Genomic DNA, 24,320 nt, shown 5'->3' on the forward strand with positions numbered 1-24,320 from the left:
CCGCAGGAAGAAATTTGCCAATGTTTTCAAAAAGAACTTAAGCGGTCTCCTGCCGGGGCGCGGGGCGTGTGCGCCTGCTTCCGGTGGTTGCGGCGAGGCCTCCACCACCGGCTAATCTCCTGCGCGCCTCCGGCACACAGAATTGTCAAATCCGAGCCGAACTTTCTTACGGCGTAACATCAGTAACTAACCCACCTAGCCAACTCAAAAACACTGCCCACCAGCTTCCATTGGCAACAAAAGGCGCGGGTTTGCCCGAAGTGTCTGATTTGGTTTTGATTGGCGGCAAAGGGTCACCACAAATGCTGGAGCCGTCTTCATTTAATTTACAACCACTACTAACAGCGGCAGTATTCGTTGGCCCGCTTTGAGCAATCGTTCCGGCAACCAAAGCAACCATCATTACGAAACTGGCGAAAATCATTGTTACTTGTCTTCTCATTTTTCCTCCCTCTCAATTCCATTTATGTATGTGTAGCTATCTTTCACAACCAGCTTTGGTGAAATTATTTGGTTCCATGCTCCGGCTGCGGAATACACAAACCCGAATTTAACCGATGCCCTTCGGGAGACCTCTTAGTTCAAAAGAGCCATTATACAAGCAAGTTTTCAGCAATTGCTGTTCCTTATTCTTCAAATCGAGCTGGTAAAATCCAGGCTCTTTCACGCACGATTGCGCAAAGGTTTCAATAAGTCAGCAACTCAAGTTATCGTGAATATCCTCACTGCTCGGTTACACCAGAAGATCCAACCCAAGCCCACCGCACTGTAATATCTGATTATTCTGCAGTGCGCCGGGCATACGTTCAGCGGATGAGGTTTGCCGAGCACTTGCCGGCAGAACCAAGGCTTACTCATCTGCCGTGGCATTCTCCTTGCCGTCTAATCAATTTTATTCCCGCTGCTTTATAGCCTGAATTGAATGTTGACGCCGACTGTAACAGAAGACTACGCACGCTGGGCAAAAGCGGCGTTCGCCAAGTTTGATCCGATTCGGTGCGAAGTCATGCAGGCCATCGGCAAAAGGAGCAGTATGCGATTATCGGATCAGCGCCTGGACAGCAACATCACTGCCAGCGAATTGGCAAGCGTGGCGTGACCGTTGAGAGCTTTTCCACGTGCTGCGGACGTGGGCTTCCGTCATTGGTCTGGCGCTGCTGATTGCCGAGGCGTTGTTCAGGCGCGACAACGCCCCGGCAGCTCTCGGTTGAACCGATGCGCCGAGAGAGCAACCGCATAGGCAAAGCATCCACCAGGAGAGAGGAAAAACATCATGCAACTGAAGCCAAGAATTACGCCGTGTTTATGGTTCGAACAACAGGCAGAAGAGGCGGCGGAGTTTTACACCGCGCTCTTCCGCAACTCCAAAATCAACCAGATTGAGCGTTACGGTGAAGCCGGGCGCGAAGTTCGCGGCCAGTCGCCGGGGTCGGTGATGACCGTCGCTTTCGAGTTAGACGGGTAGACCTTCACCGCGCTGAATGGTGGCCCCGTCTTCAAATTCAACGAAGCCATCTCGCTGCAAGTCAATTGTGAGACGCAGGAAGAAATTGATTATTACTGGCAGAAGCTCGGCGCGGGCGGCGATGAAAAAGCGCAGCAGTGCGGCTGGCTCAAAGACAAGTACGGCCTGTCGTGGCAAGTCGGCTCCACAGCGCTGGCTGAGATGGCGAGCGACCCCGATCCGGCTAAATCCGGCAGAGTGATGGAAGCCATCCTGACGATGAAAAAGATCAATCTGGCTAATTTGCAGCGCGCGTATGCCGGATAACCCCGGTTAGATGGAACAGGGTCTCAGTCCGACCCACTCTCTGTCGAGACCGGCGCGAGACTTGAAAATTGTATACAGCATCGTGCGGCAGCAATGCCGCACAGGATAAGGATCGAGCCGATGGCAACTATTGACGACCTGAATTCACAGCGTTACTACCACGGTACGAAGGCCGACCTGAAGCCGGGGGACTTGATCGGGCCTGGCTATAATTCTAACTACGGCAAGCGGAAGCAGGCGGCCTACGTTTACCTGACCGCCACCTTGAATGCGGCCACCTGGGGGCCGAACTGGCGCAGGGCGAAGCACCCGGCAGAATCTATGTTGTGGAACCGACGGGGCCGATTGAAGACGACCCCAACCTGACGGACAGGAAATATCCGGGCAATCCGACGAAGTCCTATCGCACTCGTGATCCGCTGCGGGTCACCGGCGAAGTCACTGACTGGCAGGGGCACTCCCCCGCAGAGCTCAAAGTCATGCATGACCATCTTGAGCGACTAAAGCAACTTGGGATTGAAGCAATTGAGGACTGAGTCCGGCTCATCGTTTTACTGCGGCGTTGGGCGGCTCATAACAATGGAGAAATAACATGATCAAGCAAGCAAAGAACACGATTTGCCTTTGGTACGATGGCGATGCCGAGGAAGCGGCACGCTTTTACGCCAAGACTTTTCCCGATTCATCGGTGGGCGCGGTACACCGCGCACCGGGAGACTTTCCGTCCGGGAAGAAAGGGGATGTCTTGACGGTCGAATTTACCGTGATGGGAATCCCCTGCATCGGGCTGAATGGCGGGTCGGCATTCAAGCACAACGAAGCCTTCTCATTTCAGGTCGCAACCGACGATCAGGCCGAAACCGACCGCTACTGGAACGCCATCGTCGGCAACGGCGGCGAAGAGAGTGTGTGTGGCTGGTGCAAGGACAAATGGGGCTTGTCCTGGCAGATTTCGCCACGGGTTCTGACCGAAGCGGTAGCCGGTCCCGATCCCGCTGCCGCCAAGCGCGCGTTCGAGGCGATGATGCAGATGAAAAAGATCGACATCGCTGCCATCGAGGCGGCGCTGCGTGGTTGAAGTTGCAATCTTCGAAGCGCGCTTGCCCTGCTATCGAAGTCGTTCCGCAGCCGCGCGGCCAGCGACCAAATGCGCGCGGGCGAAGGGCCGGAAACTCACTCTTCCGGCATCCTGAAATAGAAGAAAGAACTGTAGCGAGCCTATGGAGGGATAAGCAATGCCGGCCAAGAATCCTGAAGAAACCTGTCGCCTGTTTCAACAGGCAATGGCTGCGGGCGATCTCGAGGCGTTGATGAGCCTTTACGAGCCGGAGGCTGTGTTTCTGAATTAGGCCGGCGAAGTAAAGCAGGGTGCGGAGGAACTGAGAAAAGAACTGGCTCCTTTGGCGGCGGCGCGGGCGCGCTTTGATTTCAACATCAGGCAGATCATTCAATCGGGCGACATCGTGCTGATGCATACGGACTGGCAGGTCTCGGCGCCGCAACCCAGCTTCGTGTATGCGCTGGAAGTCGCGCGCCGCCAGCCGGACGGTTCGTGGCGCTGGCTCATCGGCGACCCCTTCACTGTCGGCAGGAGAGTGGCTGTCTGAAAGGGCTTCATGAAAAAAACGGCAACCAAGAAAACGTTCCTGGTCATCCTCCTGCTCGTTATCGCGCTGGGCGCGGTCGCGCTGACCAACCAGAATCGCATTGCGGTTTGGAGTGCGCCGAAAAAACAAGCAACAACTGCGCGCAGCGAGGCTGCCCGTAAGGCTGACGAACTTTTCTGGCAACCCTTCCATCAGGGCGAGTACGTAAAGATTCAGCCCGCGCTCGAAGCATTGACGGCGGCTTATCTGGCTACGCCCAACGACGCCGTGACGGCGGCGCACATCGCCTGGCTGCACAACTGGCGCACGGCGGAACGCGCGCGGCTGGCTGCGGTTCCGGCCACCATCACCGATGACACGTTGATAGCTCGCAGATATTTCGCGGAAGCCGTGAAGCTCGACCCGGCAGACGCGCGCACGCTGGGCTTTCTCGCCGGTCATACCGTTATCGAAGGTACGCTGCACCAGGACGAGAAGCTCACGCGTGCGGGTTATTTCATGTTGCTCGACGCGATCAAGGCGTGGCCGGAATTCAACCTCTTCACCGCCGGTTTCGTGATGAGCCGGTTGCCTGCCGACTCGCCCCGCTTTCGTGAAGGGCTGGAATGGCAATGGCGCACGCTGGATTTATGCATCGGGGGAAAACTCGACCGCGCCAACCCGGATTACTCCCGGTATATGGCGCTGGAAACCAAAGAGGGCAAACAACGCGCCTGCTGGAACTCCTGGATTGCGCCTCATAACTTCGAAGGCTTTTTCCTGAATATGGGCGACATGTTGGTCAAATCCGGCGATTGGCAACCAGCGCAAAAAATATACGCGAATGCCGAGCTGGCAAAAGAGCACGCGAGCTGGAAATACCAGGCGTTATTGAATGATCGTATCGCGCAAGCGCAAGCCAATGTCGCGTTGTTCAATGCGCCGAACGAAACACCACAAGCGAGACTCATGATCAATTCGGAGTTCTCTTGTATGGCGTGCCATCAGCAGTGAACGAAGGGCGCAGGAAAGCTGAGACGCGGAATTGCTTGCGCCGCGTGACCTCACGTATTCGGCGGCTCGCGGTTGAAACGGATGCGCCGCGAGAGCAACCGCCCGGATTAAAGCATCCACTTGAAGAAGGAGAAATATCATGCTGAAAACGAATCGTAACCCAGTCGGGTGGTTCGAAATCTACGTGCAAGATGTAGAGCGGGCCCGCGCCTTCTACCAGAACACGTTTCAGGTGTCGCTGGAACGGTTGGAGAGTCCTGAGGTCGAGTTGTGGGCCTTTCCGATGCAAGAAAACCAGCCTGGTTGCGCCGGGGCACTGGTGAAGATGGAGGGCAAAGATTCCGGCGATGGCGGAACCATCATTTATTTCACTTGTGACGACTGCGCAGTAGAGGCGAAACGCGCCATGCAGAATGGCGGCAAAATCCAAAAAGAGAAAATGTCTATTGGCCAATACGGCTTCATAGCTCTCGTCTTCGATACGGAAGAAAACATGATTGGGCTTCACTCGATGCAATAACGAAAGGCTCGATCATGCAATGCAGCTAACCATCGGCGCACGTCCGGGGCTGTGCTTGAGCGGGGACGCAGATCTATCGTACAGGCCAGGCCGCGCGACGGCGGTTAGGCGTGGAAGACCAAGAGGAGGGCCGAATGGACGCTGACCTCGATAGGATGTCGCGCGAGGAACTGGTCGAGGAAGTGAAGAAGCTTAGATCGGTTTTCACTTCGGTGTATGGCAAAAGCCGCGCAAGCGGGACAGTACCGCGCGCGTGAGCAAGCGGCGCGTCAAGTACGGCTGACTGGCGCAACGCCGAAGCGCCGCTTGCTCACGCGCGCGGTACTGTCCCGGCGCGGCGCGCCTACCATACATGCAACTGAAAACCGATCTAAACTACGTCGTGTCAGCAGGCGGTTTGGTTAAGACTTTAGCGTCTCGTTAGTTGTTCTTTTGGCGGCGCGCTTCTAAAAACGCCACTCCCACGATTAAACCCAACGGCACCAGAAAAAAGGGCAGGTAGAGCAGCACTACCAGCGTCTTCTCGATGATTTCCATCATCGCAATCCTCCATATAACGGGCATATATCTGTGTCGCGAGCGAGCTATACGTTGCCGGCGAACGGGTCAAAAACAAACCCGCAGCGCACCGCTTAAGCGTCCTCACCAATCACAGGGGCAAGCTGTCTCACGGTCATTCTTCTAGTTTTGGGGGATTCAAATTGATTTGGGGATGGCGCATCTTACTGGGTCGGGACAATTTTGGGCAAGAGGCTTTCTGCGACCGCCGCAGTTTTTTCGCTCCGCTCCATGCGCACGCGCACGATGCGCCGCCGGATCACACGTTCGACGGTGAAACGCCACTCTTCGTGTTCGATGACGTCATTGGCCGAAAGCATGCGCCCCGCCAGCGCAAGCAGGAAGCCCGCGACGGTCGTGTAATCATCCGATTCCGGCAGCCGCAAATTGAATTTGCGATTGGCATCGCGCACCGACAGGCTGCCATCCAGCATGAAAACGCCGTCGCTTTGCTCGCGCATCTTTTCCGCCGAGGCTTCGTCGTGTTCATCCTGAATATCGCCGACGATCTCTTCCAGCACGTCTTCGAGCGTCAGAATGCCTTCGACGCCGCTGTGTTCATCCACCACGATGGCCAGATGGGTGCGCTCGCGTTTCAGTTGTTGCAGGATGTCGCCTAGCTTGGCAGTGTCGGGAATGAAAAGCACCGGCCGCATGGCCTCTTTCATCTCAAACTTATTCTCACCCTTCTTCAGCAACAGCTGCATCACATCCTTGCTGTGCAAAATGCCGACGATGTTGTCGAAAGTCTCGTGATAAACCGGCAGGCGGGAATAACCGGAATTTTGAAACACGCGAATGACATCGTGGAAGGTCGCCGTATCTTCCACCGCCGTGACCTCGCGGCGCGGGATGAGGACTTCGCGGGCTGAGAGTTCGGCAAAATCGAAGACGTTCGTAATCAGGTCTTTCTCTTCGCGCTGCAAATGGCCCGATTCGTGGCTGGCGTTGACCAGATAGCGAATCTCCTCTTCGGTATAAGCCGCGTGATGGCCGGGGCGGAAGTGTACGCCGAAAAGCTTCAAAAACTTGACGCCCGAAACATTGATCAGCCAGATGATGGGTTTGAACGAGCGATAAAAAATCTGCATGAGCGGCGCCGTCGCCAGCGAAATGGTCTCGGCCTTCTCAATGCCCAAGGCCTTCGGCGAGTATTCGCCCAACACCAGATGCAGATAGGTAATGACCAGCAACGCCAGCGCCACGGCAATCGAGTGTGCCAGCCACACGGCGGCACTGGCAGGAATCACACGTTGCAAGACTGGCTCGAACATGTGCGCCAGCGTGGATTCGCCCACCGCGCCCAGCGCCAGACTGGCCAGCGTGATGCCGAACTGGCTGGCCGAGAGCATGGCGTCCAGATGATCAAGCGCCCACAACACCGAATGCGCGCCCAGTTTGCCCGCCGCCGCCAGTGTCTCGATGCGCGCCCGCCGCACGCTGACCAGCGCGAATTCGACGGCGACGAAAAAGCCATTGGCGAAGACCAGTAAAAAAACAATGATGAGTTTGAAAAGGTTTGAGGTCATAGAACGCGCGGGATTATAGCCCAACCAACAGGCAAAGCATAAAATCCCGTTCCCATGATAGCGCCACACCGAAAAGAGTGCGTTAGCGAGTAAGGATAAGTTGCGCGCGACCAAATTCTCTACGGATACGCCGCCAAACAATAATGCGCCGCTCTTGTGAGGGCGGTCATCCCAGAGCAATACCAACAACCAATCTGCAACCAATCTTCAAAAGGAGCAAATAGCATGGGTAAAAGAATCATTGACAAGGTTAGGGCCAGAAAAGAAGTTGTTCTGGCTGATAAAAAAGCCGCCGAGGAAAATCGCGCCAAATCCGTGGAGGCTGTCCTGGGCGGCATTGACTCGCCCGCCTGGGAAACATACATGCAGCAATTTGCCGAGACCCCGGAACAACTCAAGCGTTTGATAGGAACCGACGGGACACGCAATGACTTCACGTTGAATGTCAAACGCGCCTACCTCGCCGCCAGTGCGGTTTGCGGCCCGCCGACCACCACAGAATTCGACCGCGAGGTAGAGACGATTGATGACCCGCCCGCCAAGCACAAACGCGCTTAGGGCTGGCGGCCTGGGTATTCCACAGTCCATACCCGGAGAGCAACCAAAGCGCGGCCAAAGCGCGGCCAAAGCGCGGAGAGATTGGCCCTCGCTGATCTCTCCGCGTCCCGGCTGTATCGCCTTGGTTGCGGCGGTGGCCACGCGACGAGCGTTCCAGACAGCCCGACAGAAAACAATGCAGACCTTTTCGCCTGATTTCTTAAACCCCGCTGTCCAAGGACGCGCGGAGTTGCACCAAACCTGGCTCACACTGTGCAACCGTTATTTGCCTGTCGCGCCCGCCACTTCAAGCTGGCGTTACAGCCGTACTCCCGGGCCGGGCGACCCGGTGCAAGGCTGGAAATTGCACTTACCCGCGACCGTGCTTAATGCCGCGCAAGTCTTGGAGCGCATCGCGCCCGTTCTGACGGAACGCGGCGTACAGTTCAAAGCGCCGGCTTCTTTGCCTGAGTTACAGCGCCTCAATGCGGGGCTGCAACAAGGCTACAGCCAAGTGGGAAAATGCTTCACCGTTTACCCGCACACGCCGGCGGAGGCGTTGGCGCTGGCCGAAACCTTGCACCAATTGACGGTGGGGTTTAGTGCGCCTTCGGTGCCCTTCGATCAGCGGTTGCGAGCGGGTAGCAATGTTTATTACCGCTACGGCGCGTTTCGACACCTGAATCTGACAGCGCCTGACGGAGTTGTGCTGCCAGCCTTGCTTGCGCCGGACGGCCAACTCGTGCCGGACGACCGCAGTGCCGTTAGCCCCGCCTGGGTTTCCAATCCGTTTCCGGCGCCCGACCGGGTTATGGCGGCGAACGACAGTCCGCTCAAGACGACTTATCGCGTTTGCCGCGCGTTGACGCAGCGGGGCAAAGGCGGGGTTTATCTGGCGCGCGATGTGAGTGTGCAACCGGCGCGTTGGTGTGTCTTGAAAGAAGGCCGCAAGAATGGCGAAGTGAGCTGGGACGGACGTGACGGGCATTGGCGCATCAAACACGAAACAAGCGTGCTGGAACAGTTACGGGCCGCCGGGTTAGCCGCGCCCTGCGTCTATGGCGCGTTCGAATTGCAAGGCAACTATTACCTCGTCACCGAATTTATCGCGGGCGAAAATTTGCAGGACATGCTCAATCGCCGTCAGCGGCGGCTGCCGCTGGCGCAGGCATTGCGCTACGGCAGTGAGTTGGCCGCGTTGTTGGCGGCCTTGCACGCCGCCGGCTGGGTCTGGCGCGATTGCAAACCAGCCAACTTGATCTTAACGGACGCCGGGCATTTGCGGCCTATTGATTTCGAAGGCGCCTGCCGATTGGAGCAGCCCGACCCGGTGTCGTGGTGCACGCCAGCCTTTGCGCCAGATGCCACGCAAACCGCCCACCCAGCGCGCTCCAGCGTGGCGGATGACCTGTATGCGCTGGGCGCCGTACTTCATTTTTTGCTGTGGGGCCGCACCCCCGCAGACGCAACTTCCGGTTCCCTCCCACACTTGCACAGAGGCATACCCTCAGCTGTGCGCGCAATGATCGAAGCCCTCCTCCAAGCTCCGCCTCACCAGCGGCCCCGCGCAGCAGTGGCAGCCCGGCAACTGGCTGCCACTTGCCTGAGCCTCAGGCCTACAACTGCGGCAAATTGAGGCGCTGTGTCAGCGCGACAAAACGCGGGTCACCGCGCAGACTGTCATAGAGCGGCTCAACGGTTAAATAAGCCATGGAACCATGCCGCTCAGCTTGCGCCTGTTCGAGCCAGGTAAATGTCTGCTCGCGGTTGCCCAGGCCAAGCTGTACGACCGCGAATTCCAAGGGCGGCAGATAGGGTTGCGCCAGTCCTTGCATACACTCCAACACCTGAGTCGCCTCTTTCACCTGGCCGAGCCGTCCGTAGGTGTGGCCTAGCGCCGCCACCACCAGGCGTAAGTTATTGGGGTTGCGATAAAGCTTTTGAAAGATTTCCAGCGCGGGCGCCGGGCGTCCTTGCGCCAAATAGACAAAGCCCAGGATGTACCGGGCATTGACGTCATCCGGGTCCTGTTCAAGCATTTCCGAAAAGCACCTGGCGGCGCTGTCAAATTGGCGCAGCCAGTATTGCGACCGGCAACGGTTCAAGTTCATGGCTGGTGAGAGCGGGTCCAGCCGCCGGGCGGTCTCGCTTTCGGCCAGCCCCTCCGCGCGCTGCCCCATGATGTGCAACAGATGCGAGTACCAATAATGCGCCACCGGATCGTCAGGCTTGAGCGCGATGGCGCGTTTGAATTCAGCGTCCGCACCGGCCCAATCCAGGTCGTATCTTAGCTTGATGACGCCCAGCGAGGTGTGCGCTTCGGATAGTTGATCATCCAGCATCAGCGCTTTGCGGGCTTCTGAGCGGGCTTTATCCACCGATTCCCGGGTCGGCATCTGGCCATAGGCCACCGAGGGCAACAGAATGTAGGAATCCGCCAATCCCGTGTAAGCAAGCGCAAAGGCCGGATCAAGCGCAATCGCGTGTTGGAAGTAGCGAATCGCGGTATTGATGTTTTCCGGGGTACGGCGATGCCAAAAATAACGCCCACGCCAATACTCGTTAAAGGCCTCGTTCCGGACGGCGCTCAGCCGGCGTTCGTCCTCGCCGCTTAACCGGATGCCTAAATTGGCGGTAATCACCGTGGTCAGCAACTGCTGCAAAACCAGCGCACCCGTTTGTTTCAGGTCATAGCTTTTATCCCACAACCGCGCGCCATTGGCTGTGCTGATGAGTTGCACATGCAACAGCACGGAGTCGTTTTCGGCGTGCGCCTGCCCCGCCAAAACGGCGGCGACGCCAAGTTTGCGCCCGGCCTCCAAGGCTTGCTCCGGCGAGCGCCCCAGTTTTTTATCAAAGGTGGCAGGCGCCCTAACCCTCAGCTTGCCTAACTGGGCCAATTGATTGGCCAGCCCCTCCGGCAAGCCGGCAATGAGAGGCTCTACCTGCGCCTCGTCACGCTCATTGACAAACGGCAACACTGCCAGTGTCGGCAAGGCCGTCAACCGGTAATAGGTCCACCACCCAGCCGCCATCAACACCACCAACGACGCCACGGCGACCAGCGGGTTGAAGCGCCGCGGCACGTGGATGGGGGCTGTCCCTTGCTGCAGGTTCTGCAGGTCAATGATGAGTTCGTTAACCGATTGATACCGGTGCTCCTTGTCTTTGGCCAGACATTTGCCAAGGATCGGCGCAAAAGCGCGCGCGCGCCCGTTCAGGCTGCGCGGCAAGGGCGGCGGCGCGTTGTGCAAAATCGCGGCAATCGTTTCGGCCTCGCTCTTTTGCAAAAAGGGATGCCGGCCCGTCAGCAAGGTGTAAAGCACGACTCCGGCGCTGAAAAGATCGCTGCGGTAATCAAGCCGTTCGGCGCGTAACTGTTCCGGCGACATATAAGCCACCGTGCCCGCAATCAACCCCTGGCGCGAAGCCTGGCTCGGCCCCTCGGCAACGCGCGCACCCGCTTGGCCCTGCACGACTTTGGCAAGGCCGAAATCGAGCACTTTCAAATGCCCGTTGGCCGACACGATCATATTTTGCGGTTTGATGTCGCGGTGAATGATGCTGTGCGCGTGCGCGGCGGCCAAGGCGCTCGCCAATTGCAACGCCAGCGACAACACTTGCTCACTGTCCACGCCTTTGGAGCGGCCAGGCGCGTCCCCATTCAGGGCAGGCTGGCCCGTTTCGGCGGCGGGGACGGCGGTGGGGCGCAACAATTCTGAGAGCACGTCGCCCTCGACGTATTGCATCACGATGAAACTGTAGCCGTCAGTCTCTTCCAACCCATGCACGGCGCAGATATTGGGGTGATCGAGCCGCGCGACGGCCTGTGCTTCTTTGGTGAGTTGCCGCCGCGCCCAGTTGTCGGCAGCCAGGCGGCGCGCCAGAAATTTGAGCGCAACGGGCCGCCCCAGGCGTAAGTCTTCGGCCAAATAGACCTCACCCATCCCGCCTTTGCCCAACAGCCGTTCGACCCGGTAACTGCCAATCGTCCGGCCCGTGAGGCTGGCCTCGGCTGACAACGCCTTCAGCCCGGCGTTGAAAACCGGCTCTTCTAAAAACGTCAGTTTCTTTTCAAATGCCCTGAGCAACGATTCAAGCTCGGTGCGTAACGCGACCTCTTCTTTGCAAGCCGCCGCCAGAAAGCGCTCCCGCTCCGCCCCCGCCAATTCCAGGGCCGCGTGAAAAAGGTCTTCGACATGTTGCCAGTCTTTAGTTTCCATGGCCCAACTCGCGCGCCAGCCAGGCCTTCGCCAGATTCCAATCACGCATGACCGTGATGGCGGAGACCTGCAAAACTTCCGCCGTCTCTTCGACGCTCAGCCCGCCGAAATAACGCAATTCGACCACTTGGCTTTTGCGCGCATCTTGCGCCGCCAACCGGTTCAGCGCTTCATCCAACGCCAATAGATCCACCGAAAATTCCACCGCCTGCGCCTCGGCTTCAACCAGCGAGACATGAATAGCCTGGCCGCCGCGTTTGTCGCGTTGCTGGTCGCGCGCGTAATTCCATAACACGCGCCGCATCATTTGCGCCGCGATGGCGAAAAAGTGCGCGCGGTTTTGCCACTGCACGCGTTGCTGATCAATCAGCCGCAGATAGGCTTCGTTAATCAGCGCGGTCGTTTGTAACAAATGGCCAGCCTTTTCACGCCGCATATAGTTGTGGGCCATCTGATGCAACTCGCGCTCGACCAGCGGCAACAAGGTCTCTAGCGCTGCCGCTTCGCCATTACCCCAAGCGACCAGCAAATCCGTAATCTCTGACGACACAGACGCCCTCCTCCGCTTTGCCTAGCAAGCTTTTCGTTTAGAAATTGAATCGCCGTATGAGCCGAACTGAGCGCCTTTGCCAACACCAATGCCGAGCCGGAAGCAAAGATTTATTCAGAAAGGATGAAAGGTTTTGCAGCCAAGCGGGGCGTTACGTAATGGGGGACGGTCACAAACATGCAGCATTTGCGCCTCCACCGCTTGCACCAAACCAAGGCTTCAATCAAGGCGCGGCTTTTATATAACGCCTCTCCGCGCTTGGCAATCAATTTGGCTGGGCGCGTTTGTAAAAACAGGAAACACCATGAAAAACCATCCATCAGCCACCAGTACACCCAGTCTTCCGCCAGGGCAACCGGCCAGCGCGGAGTTGTCGAATACGCTCAGAAACTGGGTCATGATCGCGCTGACCGCCATTTTTGTGCTGCTTTACGGTGCGGCGTTGTTGGGCTGGGTCAAGCCGCTAACTGATGAACGCATGGTCGCCCGTTTGGAACCGATCCTCTACGTCATCATCGGCTATTACTTCGGACGCCTGCCCGCGCAACAAAACGAGCAATCGTTAAAAGCGGAAATCGGGCGCCAAACCCAAATCGCCGAGGCCGCCCAACACGCCAAAGAACAAGCGCAACAAACGCGCGAAGCCTTGGAAGAAAAAGTAAAGAACGTCCGCGTTTCCCTAACGTCCTCCGCCACGACCGGGGCCGCCGTTTCACTTGCCGCAACTGCGAGTGAAGCGGCGGCTCCGGCTCAGAATGAAGCGTTGCGGCAGCGGGTGGCGCTGGCCTTGAACTTATTGAACTCGTAATCACACAAGACGCGGCCGGAGTCGCTTTTATCTCGAAGGAGTCAGAACTTGAACAAGCAAACTTTTTTGATCAGCAGCATCCTCGTACTCGCGCTTTGTGGTGCAGCTTGCGTGGCGAAAAACGTCGTGGTTCGTGTGCCCCAAAAGGATGGAGCAAAGGTGAAAAGTGAAGGCGTTTTTTATGCCTTGCCGCGCACGGTCATAAACGTCGAAGTGCCGGTGAATAAAACCACTAAGAAAGAAGGAAAGTACAATAAATTTGCCAAATGTCTTTTTCGCACGGATGAGTTGGAAGGAATAATCGATAAATCAGAGATTGCTTTTGACCTCGGCACTCCGGTTCTCACCCCGTCTAGCGAACCAGATCCAAATGAAATATTTCTTGTCAAAATCAAAGGCCATTATTTTGAGGACAAGAAGATGTCCTTTGACTGGACGGAAAACAGTGTATTAACGAAAGCCAGTATGGACACAACCAATCGTTTGGTTGATATGGTCACACAAACAGTTCAAACCGCAGCCACCTTGGCAGTCAAGGCTGGTATAACCGGGTTTGAAGGCTCGCAGAAATCAGATTTTGAGACCAAGTGTAGCGAGCAACTTAAGTTACAAAAGGATGATCAGGAACTACAGGACGCGCTGAAAGCTTATGACCAGTATCTCATTTGGCTGGCTGCCCGCACGCGAGTCGTCACCGGAGCAACCAGTCCGGGTATTCCAGTAGGCGACTCATTGCAACAGATGCTCAAAGAGATTGACGGCCAAATCAAACTCTATAAAGAATTGTTTTTCGGAACCGCGACGAAAGAGGTTTGGAACGCGCACTTTGCCGTTACTCCTGACAAGAATGACTGGGACAAGCCTTTTCAATTATTTGAGTTTACTTCTGAGAAAGGGGTTTGTCTCTCGCCAGATTTGCAAAGCCCATGCGCTGCTCAGCCAAACGACTCGAAGGTAAGTTTCTTGGATGCGGGAGTGCCCAAGAAATTTCAAGGTGTGCAAGCATGTCCCTGCAAAGGCGAAATGGTGGCGCTCAAGCTACAACGTGATGACCAGCAATTGGCTACTCAAATTAGCAAGAACGCTGAAAATCCAGATGGCGAACGCGGCTTTTACTACCGAGTTCCAGCATTCTCTACCGCCAACATCTTAAAGGGTACGAAGCCAATTCTACGTAACAAATTAGTAATTGCCCAATTCGGCCCTACGTTTTCATTGCCATCATCCACTGGCGGACGTAAGACTTCGTATGACATAGAACTCTATGCCACCGGTGCGCTGAAAAACTTCAAGCTGGGGTCAGAAGGCTTACTCACAAGCGCAACGGTAAAAGACCTTGGGAGTGCCGCCGGAACGGTGTTGGACGCGCGCGCGCAAGCCGCGCAAGCCGCGGCTGCCAGTGATTTCAATCAAGTCAAACGCATGCGCGAATTACTCGAAGAGTGTCAAAAAATCAAAAATGCGCAAGTTGGTCTAAGCTTGCCCGTGAATTTGCCCGCATATTGCCCGCAATAAGCATAAGCTTGCTAGCGAGCCAAACCGGCTCGTGGACTGATTGACTATGCCAAAGTACCTCGATTCCAGAGATTACAGTTATGTCCGTCAAGGAGGTGGGGAAGCATTACGGGCGCGCTTAGAAAACAGCTTGCCAGCAAGGCGTGGCTTTTGGGTTGAGCGTACCAATCCATATACCGGCGCGGCTGCGGCCTTACACGCCGTCAGCACTAGCAGCAGAACTGGCGATCGGGCAAGTTTAAGGATAACAGACCTTGAGTTAATCAATCTGGCGCTTGAGCAATTACAGTTACTGTTGCCAGCGCTTGGATTCGCGCCCGGGGAGTCCTTCGAATTCGTACCTGATGCACGCGTCAAAAAGACTGCTATGGGTTGGCGTGCCATCAATATAAAGCAGTATTACCGTGGCATTCCGCTCTTTGAGATGGAGCGCGTTCTCGTGTTCGATGAGGCTGGAATTCTTCAATACTCAGTGGGCAACAACGTGGGTGACTTGTCACCCGGACATGAGACGGCACCCAGCGTTACTGTAGAAACTGCGGCCAGCGCGGCTGCAAAGTATCTAGCACAACCAGACGTATATACCGATTCCTGGACGAGCCGCGAGAGTGCCCAGCCCGCGTTCGCGCTGGGTGATTACGAGCCCCAGATACTTGGCAGAATAACAACTGCCACACAGGCTATGGTGCTCGAACCCGGCCCATTTCGAGAGGCAATTCCCGCGCAACTTGTTTTCTTTTATCAAGGCGCCGCCATCCGGTTGGGGTGGCAATTCCTCATTAGCATGCCACGCATGGGTGAGCAATACCGGTTAATCATCGCGGCTGATTCACGCACGCCAAACCCAGATAACCCTGAGTTGCTTTATTGCCACAAGACTACTTGTGAAATGGCCGCACCTGTGAAAGGCAATGTCTGGCTCCAGCACCCGGAGGCAACTGGACAACGCCAACTGATTGATTTCCCACGGCCACTTTCGGATTACCCGATTACTCCTTTACCCACTGGCTTGCCTGCTGGTTTCCCGTTCCCGTGGATTGATGATACGGCAGAAACCTCAGGCAACAACGTGCTGTCATCTTTTGCCCAGACAGGCGCGACAATTCGAGGAAGCGTTGAGAACGGCTTCCTTACGTTTAATCCGAGTCATGAAGAGAGCCCAGAGCAAGCGGTGCTCAATGCTTTTTATTTTTGCAACTTCATGCACGACTTCTTCTGCTTACTTGGATTTGATGAGGAGGCAGGTAACTTTCAGCGTCTCAATTTCACAGGACAAGGACGTCGGGGCGATGAGCTGCGCGTGGCGGTAGAGTTAGGAGAAATCGACATGACAGCCGTTTTGGAAACCGGGGCAGATGGCACAAGAACCTTCATGACGCTGGGCCTGGTGTCAGCCAGTAATCGCCACACGGCTTTGGATTCAGACATCGTCTTTCATGAATACACACACGGCGTCACCAAACGGCTCGTTGGTAGCCACGGCGACGATCATCCTTTGGAACAAGGACAAAGCGCTGGCCTGGGTGAAGGTTGGAGCGATTATTTTGCGTTGACTGCACAGAACTTCTTTCTCAATCAGGAAAAAACCGTCATTGGCGATTGGGTATTTGACAAATCAGGCGGCAAGCGCCTGGCAAAGTATGACGATAATTATCCCGGCACCTTCGGCCAGATCGGTAAACCCGGCAATTATCTGGGAGTTGACGAACGTGGTAACCCGACACCACATCCGCTAGGTGAAATCTGGTGCGCGGCGCTGATGAAAATGAACCGCGACCTAGGCCAAGTTTTTGGTAACAAACGGCACGGTCATTTATTCGGCTGGCAACTCGTTATTGACGGATTGAAATTATTACCAGCTAGCCCGAGCTTTTTGGACGCCCGCGACACTATTCTGAAAGCCCTTAAGTCCCGCGAGCAAACGCTATCAGTAGCAATGTTCGCCCAAGCTCAGCAAGCCGTGCGGAATGCTTTTGTAAAATTCGGGATGGGGCAAAACGCCAGTTGCGTTGGGGCGTCATTAGTCAACATTGTCGAGGATCGCGCTTTACCACCGCACTTTGATTAACGGGAGAAAACCAACCAACTTCAATAACGGAGGAATTAGCATTATGGGCGCGCCGGTAATACTTGGGAAAGCAGCTTTTTTTCTTGTGCCACTTTTGCTCTGGGCGGTTGCTGCTTTTGCCACTAAACAAAAAGGCCTCGGGGTCAGAGCCTTCGCATTTATTGCTGGCAGCGACAATCGGCTGAGTTTGGCTAAGCTGCAAGCTTTGGCCTGGACGTTAGTAATCTTCGGCTCATTCGCGGCAGCCATGATTAGTCATAACCCAATTGCTTCAGGCGGCGAGGCTGAGCAAAAGCAAGCTGTTGCCGATGCCGACAAAGCGACGCAAAAAGCCGAGGAGTTGAAGAAAGAAGCAGAGAAGGCACTAACAGCAGCAAAGAATGCCCGATCTGAAATGGCTGACGCAGACGAAGCGAACAAAGACGCCCAAAAAATAATTGAAACGGCGAAAGACGAGGAAAAGACAAAGGCGAAAACTGCCGCCGACAAGGCAGAAGAGGCATTGAAGCTTAAGAAGAAAGAGTCAGAGAAAAAAAACCAGGCTGAAACTGGCGCAATCACAGCCGCCAAGCAAGCTGAGCAGGCTGCCAGAGAAGCTAACTTGAAAGCCAAAAGTTATAACTGGGTGGAAATACCTGCTGCCTTGTTAATGTTGGCTGGTATTGCCATTGGCTCCGGCGTTTTTTCTAGCTTGATTTCGGCCCTTAATGGTGAAGATAAGACGGCGCGTGTTACCGAAGTCAAATCCATCATGGCAACGGAGGTGAAATCAAAATGCTCCGATGCCAAGCCCACATCGAATGAAAATGTTCTCTTGCTCACCGGAATAGATTTTGGCGCCTCGGGCACGGCCAAATTAGGACGGGCGGGAAATGGCGAAGAAGTTGTGCCGTCCCTTTGTTGGAACAGCACAAATATCGTCCTTGATGTAAATGCAGCCAAGCTTGATGGCTTGGAATGTCTGTTACTTGAGACCTCCAACGGAAAACTTTGGTATCCGCTAGATAAGGATTTGAGATTAGGTGAGCAGAGATCCTCTTATGAATTTGCCGACCTTTTTCGGAATGACAAAAATCCGAGTAACTTAGATCTGATGAAATTTCAGATGTTCGGTTGGACAGTGATCGCCATTCTCATCTACAGCTACCTTTTTCTTACTGATTTGCGTGCAGACATGGATTCGTTGCCGGTTGTCCCGCAATCCATCGTAATTCTGACCGGCCTGAGTCAGGCCGGCTATCTAACTGGCAAAGGAGTTTCCAATGTCAGCCCGAATGAAAGAAGGTAAGCAAGTCTACTACAACGCCAGTTGATCGTATTAACCTTCCCCGAGCCTAGGGGTATAACGCTCCAACTTGCATCACGTTACTTAGAAATAAAGGAGACCACTATGCCAACTCTCGATCCCATTCTTTTCTGGAACGACGTCGCCCTCGAAGCCAATCGCGTCAGCCATACCAATGGCGCGAAAGAGCAGACCGGGCCACCTCTGAGCGCGCGCGCGCTGGCGGTTGTGCATCTGGCGATGTACGACGCCTTTGCCGCCGTCGCCAATGATCCGGCCAACTTGCCGGCTTATCTGACGGGGCTACCTGCGCCGCCGCCCGGGGCTGCGCTTGAGGCAGCGGTGGCGGGCGCGGCGCATACGACCTTGTCCGTTTTGTTTCCGAGCCAGAAAGCCTTCTTCGATTTGCGGCTGGCGCAGGCGGGCAATGTGCTTGACGTAGGCCACGCGTTTGGCGTCACGGTCGGCAAAGCCATGCTCGACGAACGCAAACTCGATCCGGGCGTGGAAGCCAGCGGGTATGTCGTCTCGGAAGGTCGCGGCAAGCACCGGCCCGATCCCGACAATTCGGATCAAGGCATTCACGCGCCGTTTTATGGAGCCAAATCGCGGGGCTTCGCCATCACCAAACGCCACGAACTCAAGCCGCCGCCCTTTGACGACAACGACTATCGTCAGGCGCTGCGCGACGTGCGCGGCAAAGGCATCGCGCCGGAGTTGATGGGCACACTACCGGCGGGCATTGACGCGCGCACGCCGGAAGAAACGGTCATCGGTTTGTTCTGGGGCTACGACGGCGCGGCTGAACTGGGCACACCGCCACGGCTGTACAACCAGATCGTGCGGGTGCTGGCGCTCAGCAAGAACAACACGCCGGCTGAGAACGCACGGCTCTTCGCGCTGGTCAACACGGCGATGGCCGACGCGGGCATTCTGGCGTGGGATCAGAAATACATCCATGAGTTGTGGCGTCCGGTCGTCGGCATTCGCGAACACGACACTTCGTTTGGTCCGGCGGCCACGACCGGCGCCCACGAGATCGCAAAAGAAGGCGATCCGGGCTGGTTGCCGCTAGGCGCGCCCGCGACCAACTCGAAAGGCAAAAACTTTACGCCGAATTTCCCGGCTTATCCGTCGGGCCACGCGACCTTCGGCGCGGCGGCGTTGCACGTCACGCGGCTCTTTTACGGGGTAAAAGACCGCAAAGCCGACAAGCTGTTTGACGGCCTCACTTTTGTTTCGGAAGAGCTGAATGGCGTCAACAAGGACAATCACGGCACCGTGCGCCCGCGCCATGTCCGCAGCTTCCCGGACGGCCTGTGGCAGATGATCGAAGAGAACGGGCGCAGCCGCGTGGATTTGGGCGTGCACTGGGTCTTCGACGCCTTTGCCGTCAAAGGCGGCAAACCCGATCTCACCAAAAATATCGGCGGTGTGCTGCTCGGCCTGACCATCGCTGAAGACATCTTCAATGGCGGCAGGGCCAAGGGGTTGAAGAAATCCCCGGTCGGGCCGCGCGCGTAAGCTGCTCACAGACCAGCCGTCACGCCACGCGGCGGTTGGTCTGCGTCAGACAAACATTTTCTAGTTTCCCAGGACTTCCCATGCAAAGACGCTTTTTCAGTACGCCTGCCGCAATTCCCGTAACCGCGCCCACATTAGCCGAGGCGTTGCATGCCGCCGCGCCCAGCGAGGCCTTTCTGCCGCGCCACGATCCGCCGTTGGAACCGCGCGACGACGCCGTTTTTTTGCTAACGGCGGCGGCAGAAATCGAACACGCCTTAATGGTGCAATACCTCTTCACCGCTTACTCGCTGTGGGTGGACAACCCTAGCCTGACCGCCGAGCAGCGAGCCAAGCTAAGCGACTTGCAGGGTACCGTGATCGGCATCGCCCAGGAAGAGATGGCGCATCTGCTGACGGTGCAAAACCTCTTGCACCTGCTGGGCGGGCCGCTCAATTTCAATCGTGAGCAAGCACCCTACGCCAGTGAGATTTATCCGTTCCGCTTTAAGCTCGAAGCGCTCACGCTGGACTCGCTGGCGAAATACGTCTTAGCCGAAAGCCCGCTCGAATGGCCTGCGGACATTAGCGCCGACGAGCGCGCGGACATCGAGCGCCGCGCGTTACGCTCCAATGAGGACACGCCCGTGCGCCATGTCGGGCCCATCTTTGCCAGCCTGCAAGCCTTGTTCAAAGATCACTTGACCGACGCCGATTTCCGCCTTGATACCCTGGGGTTACAAGGCGGCGACGATTGGGGCAGCGACCCGCTCATCGTGCGCACGTTTGGCGGCGCGGACGTGGCACAAGCGCGGCAAGCTGCGCTGGCGGCCATCGCTGACATCGCGCGCCAGGGCGAAGGGCACGAAAATCAGCCCAAATCGCATTTCGAGCGGTTTCTCGACAGCTTCCGCGTCTTCAAAGAATTGTCGGGTGGCGGACGGCAATTAACCTGGCCAGTGGCGGAAAATCCGAATACGACGACGGCGCGCGAAGTCAGGGGCAGCGGCGCGCCCGTGCTGGAAGCCTTGGCCGAGGCCCACGAGCGCAAGGGTCGCATCACCGACGCGCGCGCCAAAAACTGGGCGCATCTATTCAACTTGCGTTACCGGCTGTTGCTTGCGCACTTGTCGCATTATTTGCGGCTCGATCAGTCGCAAGCGCCCGCTCTCGGCACCCAACGCGAGAAACTGCGGGACTGGACGTTTAACGAGATGGTATCGCGGCTTGGCCCCATCGCCCGCCAGCTCGTGCAAATGCCCAAAGACGACCCGCCGGGCAAGTACCACGCCGGGCCGCCGTTTGAATTGCCCTACACGCTGAATCTGCCGCAACGCGAGACCGACCGCTGGCGCATGCAATTGGACGTTGCCAAAGCCGCGCAGGCGCTGGCGCAACGCATGGTGAACGACGGCGAAACTGGCGCTGTGCTGTCGGGCTTGCTGGATGCGGACGCGCAGCAAGAGTTGGCGGATTTGCAAGCGCTCGCCGCCGGCCATGATCCCTTCGCGGGAGGCGGCGGTGGAACCGGCGGCGGCAACCCAGCGCCAGCGCCACTCAGTTTTGCCGCTGACATCAAAGACTTGTTTCGTGCCAGGGATCACACCGCCATGCTCGCGCGCGGCCTCGACCTGCATGACCACCAGCAGGTGTCCGCCCAGGCCGCTGAGATTCTCGCGCGCGTGACTGACGGCAGCATGCCGTGCGACAGCGCCGGGCGTTGGCCCCCTGAACGAGTCGCCAAATTCCAGCAATGGATTACCGACGGCAAACAATCGTGAGGCCGTTCAACGGCGCGACTTTCAAACGAATCGCCATCTCAAAAAAGAGCGCACATGAAAAGTACACATGAAAAATGAAGCCAGAAAAAAAGAAAGTTGAGTAACTGATTGGAACCCCTCGTTTGGGGTTCGGCGACCTCGCCTTGGGCACAGGGCCGCCTGATTAGCGGGCAAACAACCAGCGGAGTTAACGCAAGGGACGACAAGCGCCGAAGCGAAACTCCCAAATCATCCAAAAGGAGAATGTCACATGCCTCTTCCTATCCTAACCACCCCTTTAACCTGGAAAAGTACAGACCCGAATGTCGTCGCGCTGTTTGACGACCTTCAGGCGAATATTCTCAAAGGCCACGGGCGTGACCATACCATCAACTTGTTCCTGCAGTTCGACCCAGCCAAACAAGTCCCCATCAAGGCGGCCATTCACCAACTGAGCGGCCAGCTCAAGACGGCCAAGCAGCAGTTGCTCGAAGCTGAGGACTTTAAGACATCGAAGAAGGATGGCGGCACGGTGCGTTGCTTCCTGCTGACGTTCGCCGGGTATCAGAAATTAGGGGTGGCCGCCAAGGCGCCGCCAACACTTGCCGGTTCCGCTTTCCAGGCGGGCATGAAGGCGCGCACGGGAATTCTCAAAGACCCCGCTCCGGCCACCTGGGATGCCCATTTTAACAGTGAGATCCACGCCCTGCTGCTGCTGGCGGATGACAACACGGAGCGTCTCAACGCTGACCGCGATAGTGTCGTAGCTTCGCTGGAAGCAGTGGGCGTAAAAGTCTTGGGCGAAGAGCGCGGGGATCAACAACGCAACAGCCGCGGCGATGGGGTTGAGCACTTCGGCTATGTGGACGGACGCAGCCAGCCCCTGCTGCTGACGGAAGATGTTGACCGCGAAAAAGCCCTGACTGACGGTACCTCCATGTGGGACCCGGCGTTTCCTGCCGAGCAAGTGCTGGTGACCAACGCCGGGGTTCTCCTCGGCAGCTTCTTTGTGTTCCGCAAACTGGAGCAGAACGTGTTCGCGTTCAAACGCAAGGAGGAGGACTTGTCCACGGCGCTGGGTCTGACGGGCGATGACCGGGAACTGGCCGGCGCAATGATGGTGGGCCGCTTTGAAGACGGCACGCCGGTGGTGCTCCGTAAAGAAGCTGGCATCGGGGGCGATGTGCCCAACAATTTCAACTACAACGACGATCTGGCGGGAGTGAAGTGCCCCTTCCATGCGCATATTCGCAAAACCAATCCGCGTGGTACCGGCGGCGGCGAACCGCAACCCGCCGAACGCGGCCATATTATGGCGCGGCGCGGGATCACCTACGGCGAGCGCGAAGAAGGCCTGGGCGACCGCCCGGAAGAGAAAGTCGGCTTGCTCTTCATGTCGTATCAAAAGAACCTGGAGAATCAGTTCGAGTTCACACAGCAGACCTGGGCGAACAATCCCGGCTTCCCCATCGGCCCGGTGCCGCCGCCCGGCATTGACCCTGTGATCGGCCAAGGCGTAAACCCGCCGGGTACCCAGCAGACGCCGCTGCATTGGGGCGATCCGGCCACCGCCAAGACGCCCAGCAATTTCGCAGGCTTTGTCAAAATGAAAGGCGGCGAGTATTTCTTCGCGCCGGTCATTAGCACGCTGCGAACTTTGTAAGTGAAGGCGGGGCCAGGCTGAAAACCGGGCCCCGCAAGCATCAGGTTCTCAACCTGTCCGGCATACGCGGTGTCAGTAAGACAAACGGGTTGAGAACCTGTCCTACCCTTTCCCGAGGAGGAAAAACAAATGTCTGAATATGACGATAAATATGGTCCGTACCCGATGCGCATCCAAGTAATGCCGGGGTCTGAAGCGGAGTACCGTCACTATCGGGCTGCGGCGCGGCACAGTGACGAACGCCTTGAGCGAGAGGCACTGGCGCCTGGCGTCACCGCTTCACCACAGGACGATCTGCTCTTTCGCGGTGGGAAGACTTTACCGCAGATGGGCTTCCAAAACGTCTACCTGGGGCACTCTAGCGACTTTGCGCCAGGTGATGTGGAGTCCATTGACGATGCCATTACGCGTCTGATGCGTGACGAACAACTCAAAAGTATCATCCAGCAATACTTCCCTGGCAAAACGCTGTCCTATGACATCGCGCCATCGGTCATACTGGAGGAATCCAGGCCAAACGAGATGGATGAGCCGGATGTCCAGAACAAGCTTATCGAATTGTTCGACCGTAATCTCATTCTGGGCAGCGACCACGATCGTACCTGCTTCAACTTAGTGCTCCCGCCGGACACAGTGCTAAGGTTGAACGGCTCCAGTTCACTGTCCGGGCTGGGCGGTTATCACGGCTCGGTACATTTCTTCCGTAATGGCCAGACGCAAACACTCTATTACTCGGCCAACGCCTACTCCGCGATCCGCGCGGGCCGCCGCAATGGCATCCCGTTCTTCAACACTCCGTGGAAGAACGTCGTATGCACGTTGTACCACGAGTTGATCGAGTCCCAGACGGATCCGGACGTTGGTGATGCCATCCGCCAGGGCGACCGGCGCTTCATCGGCTTCAACTCCGGTCGTGGTCAGGAAATCGGCGACCAGCCTATCTCGGCCAACTCCTTGGACAAAGTTTTCAAAGAGGTGCTCACGCTGCCCGGCCCGCGCCCCACACCTGTCCAATTCATGTACTCCAATGCGGTGCATGGTGCGGAGGGGCCAGCCGAAAAACCGCCGCAGGAACTCGTCATCAACGGGCCGGCGATCCAAGGGGAAATAAGCGTCGGGGGCGAGCGTGACCTTTATGCGTTTAGAGTGACGACCGCAGGGCGGTATGCGATTGAGACTTTCGGAAATACGGATACCTTCGTGAGTCTTTTCGGTCCGAATAGCCAGGCACGTCTGATCGCAGAAGATGACGACAGTGGGCCTGGGACCTTGTCATTGCTGGTTCAGAATCTGACGGTCGGCCAGTATTTTGTCCGGGTTCGCCATTTTAGTCCGTCAAGTACGGGCCCCTATGGAATCTCGGTACGGTCAATCGCCGCTGCCTAACCGGACGAGCCGGAACCAACCAAGGCCAATTGTTGAAAAGTCTG

At 56.7% G+C, this 24,320-nt stretch carries 19 protein-coding genes and 2 pseudogenes; 17 read left to right on the plus strand and 4 right to left on the minus strand.

Going from position 1 to position 24,320, the window contains the following annotated elements; all coding sequences use genetic code 11:
• Positions 1–166: 166 nt before the first annotated feature.
• A complete protein-coding gene (locus HY011_35650; GenBank protein ID MBI3428290.1) occupies positions 167–442 on the minus strand; it encodes a hypothetical protein in 276 nt (91 codons plus the stop codon).
• Positions 443–1,273: 831 nt separating this feature from the next.
• On the opposite strand from HY011_35650, the pseudogene HY011_35655 reads away from it, so the two are divergent.
• The 7 genes and pseudogenes from HY011_35655 (at position 1,274) to HY011_35685 (ending at position 4,891) form a co-directional block, all read left to right on the plus strand.
• Positions 1,274–1,771 (plus strand): annotated as a pseudogene (locus HY011_35655) (VOC family protein).
• A gap of 120 nt (positions 1,772–1,891) precedes the next feature.
• A pseudogene (arr, locus tag HY011_35660) lies at positions 1,892–2,307 on the plus strand (NAD(+)--rifampin ADP-ribosyltransferase).
• A gap of 56 nt (positions 2,308–2,363) precedes the next feature.
• Positions 2,364–2,849 carry a VOC family protein gene (locus tag HY011_35665; GenBank protein ID MBI3428291.1) on the plus strand — a complete coding sequence of 162 codons (486 nt, stop codon included), beginning with the start codon at positions 2,364–2,366 and terminating at the stop codon, positions 2,847–2,849.
• Between the two features lie 157 nt (positions 2,850–3,006).
• Complete coding sequence (locus HY011_35670) at positions 3,007–3,120, plus strand: nuclear transport factor 2 family protein (protein MBI3428292.1); 114 nt, start codon at positions 3,007–3,009, stop codon at positions 3,118–3,120.
• Positions 3,121–3,171: 51 nt separating this feature from the next.
• Positions 3,172–3,378 carry a hypothetical protein gene (locus tag HY011_35675; protein ID MBI3428293.1) on the plus strand — a complete coding sequence of 69 codons (207 nt, stop codon included), beginning with the start codon at positions 3,172–3,174 and terminating at the stop codon, positions 3,376–3,378.
• 9 nt (positions 3,379–3,387) lie between these two features.
• Complete coding sequence (locus tag HY011_35680) at positions 3,388–4,371, plus strand: hypothetical protein (GenBank protein MBI3428294.1); 984 nt, start codon at positions 3,388–3,390, stop codon at positions 4,369–4,371.
• A gap of 139 nt (positions 4,372–4,510) precedes the next feature.
• Entirely contained in the window at positions 4,511–4,891 is a 381-nt protein-coding gene (locus tag HY011_35685; protein ID MBI3428295.1) for a VOC family protein, read from the plus strand.
• A gap of 722 nt (positions 4,892–5,613) precedes the next feature.
• Here HY011_35685 and HY011_35690 read toward each other — a convergent pair.
• Positions 5,614–6,978: an HlyC/CorC family transporter gene (locus tag HY011_35690; GenBank protein MBI3428296.1), complete on the minus strand. Its 1,365-nt coding sequence runs from the start codon at positions 6,976–6,978 to the stop codon at positions 5,614–5,616.
• A gap of 225 nt (positions 6,979–7,203) precedes the next feature.
• Here HY011_35690 and HY011_35695 point away from each other — a divergent pair, with 225 nt between their 5' ends.
• Both HY011_35695 and HY011_35700 read left to right on the plus strand, forming a co-directional pair.
• Positions 7,204–7,536, plus strand: a complete 333-nt coding sequence (locus HY011_35695) for a hypothetical protein (protein ID MBI3428297.1) — start codon at positions 7,204–7,206, stop codon at positions 7,534–7,536.
• A gap of 229 nt (positions 7,537–7,765) precedes the next feature.
• Entirely contained in the window at positions 7,766–9,151 is a 1,386-nt protein-coding gene (locus HY011_35700; GenBank protein MBI3428298.1) for a protein kinase, read from the plus strand.
• On the opposite strand, the gene HY011_35705 is transcribed toward HY011_35700, so the two are convergent.
• Positions 9,132–11,738 (minus strand): protein kinase, encoded by a 2,607-nt coding sequence (locus tag HY011_35705; GenBank protein ID MBI3428299.1) that lies wholly within the window; start codon positions 11,736–11,738, stop codon positions 9,132–9,134. The genes HY011_35700 and HY011_35705 overlap by 20 nt on opposite strands.
• A complete protein-coding gene (locus tag HY011_35710; GenBank protein MBI3428300.1) occupies positions 11,728–12,288 on the minus strand; it encodes a sigma-70 family RNA polymerase sigma factor in 561 nt (186 codons plus the stop codon). Before HY011_35710 ends, HY011_35705 begins: the two co-directional genes overlap by 11 nt.
• A 304-nt stretch (positions 12,289–12,592) precedes the next feature.
• On the opposite strand from HY011_35710, the gene HY011_35715 reads away from it, so the two are divergent.
• From HY011_35715 to HY011_35750, 8 genes are all read left to right on the plus strand, one after another.
• Entirely contained in the window at positions 12,593–13,096 is a 504-nt protein-coding gene (locus tag HY011_35715; GenBank protein MBI3428301.1) for a hypothetical protein, read from the plus strand.
• A 48-nt stretch (positions 13,097–13,144) separates the two neighbouring features.
• Positions 13,145–14,611, plus strand: coding sequence for a DUF4831 family protein (locus HY011_35720; GenBank protein ID MBI3428302.1), 1,467 nt, complete (start codon positions 13,145–13,147; stop codon positions 14,609–14,611).
• Between the two features lie 46 nt (positions 14,612–14,657).
• Positions 14,658–16,679 (plus strand): M36 family metallopeptidase, encoded by a 2,022-nt coding sequence (locus HY011_35725; GenBank protein MBI3428303.1) that lies wholly within the window; start codon positions 14,658–14,660, stop codon positions 16,677–16,679.
• Between the two features lie 43 nt (positions 16,680–16,722).
• Entirely contained in the window at positions 16,723–17,967 is a 1,245-nt protein-coding gene (locus HY011_35730) for a hypothetical protein (protein ID MBI3428304.1), read from the plus strand.
• Positions 17,968–18,069: 102 nt separating this feature from the next.
• Positions 18,070–19,488 carry a phosphatase PAP2 family protein gene (locus tag HY011_35735; protein ID MBI3428305.1) on the plus strand — a complete coding sequence of 473 codons (1,419 nt, stop codon included), beginning with the start codon at positions 18,070–18,072 and terminating at the stop codon, positions 19,486–19,488.
• A gap of 80 nt (positions 19,489–19,568) precedes the next feature.
• On the plus strand, positions 19,569–21,248 hold the full coding sequence (locus HY011_35740; protein MBI3428306.1) for a hypothetical protein: 1,680 nt from the start codon (positions 19,569–19,571) through the stop codon (positions 21,246–21,248).
• Positions 21,249–21,498: 250 nt separating this feature from the next.
• Positions 21,499–22,890, plus strand: coding sequence for a Dyp-type peroxidase (locus tag HY011_35745; GenBank protein MBI3428307.1), 1,392 nt, complete (start codon positions 21,499–21,501; stop codon positions 22,888–22,890).
• Positions 22,891–23,019: 129 nt separating this feature from the next.
• Positions 23,020–24,276, plus strand: coding sequence for a hypothetical protein (locus HY011_35750; protein MBI3428308.1), 1,257 nt, complete (start codon positions 23,020–23,022; stop codon positions 24,274–24,276).
• Positions 24,277–24,320: the final 44 nt, after the last annotated feature.

The organism is Acidobacteriota bacterium (assembly GCA_016196035.1).
GTDB lineage: Bacteria > Acidobacteriota > Blastocatellia > RBC074 > RBC074 > JACPYM01.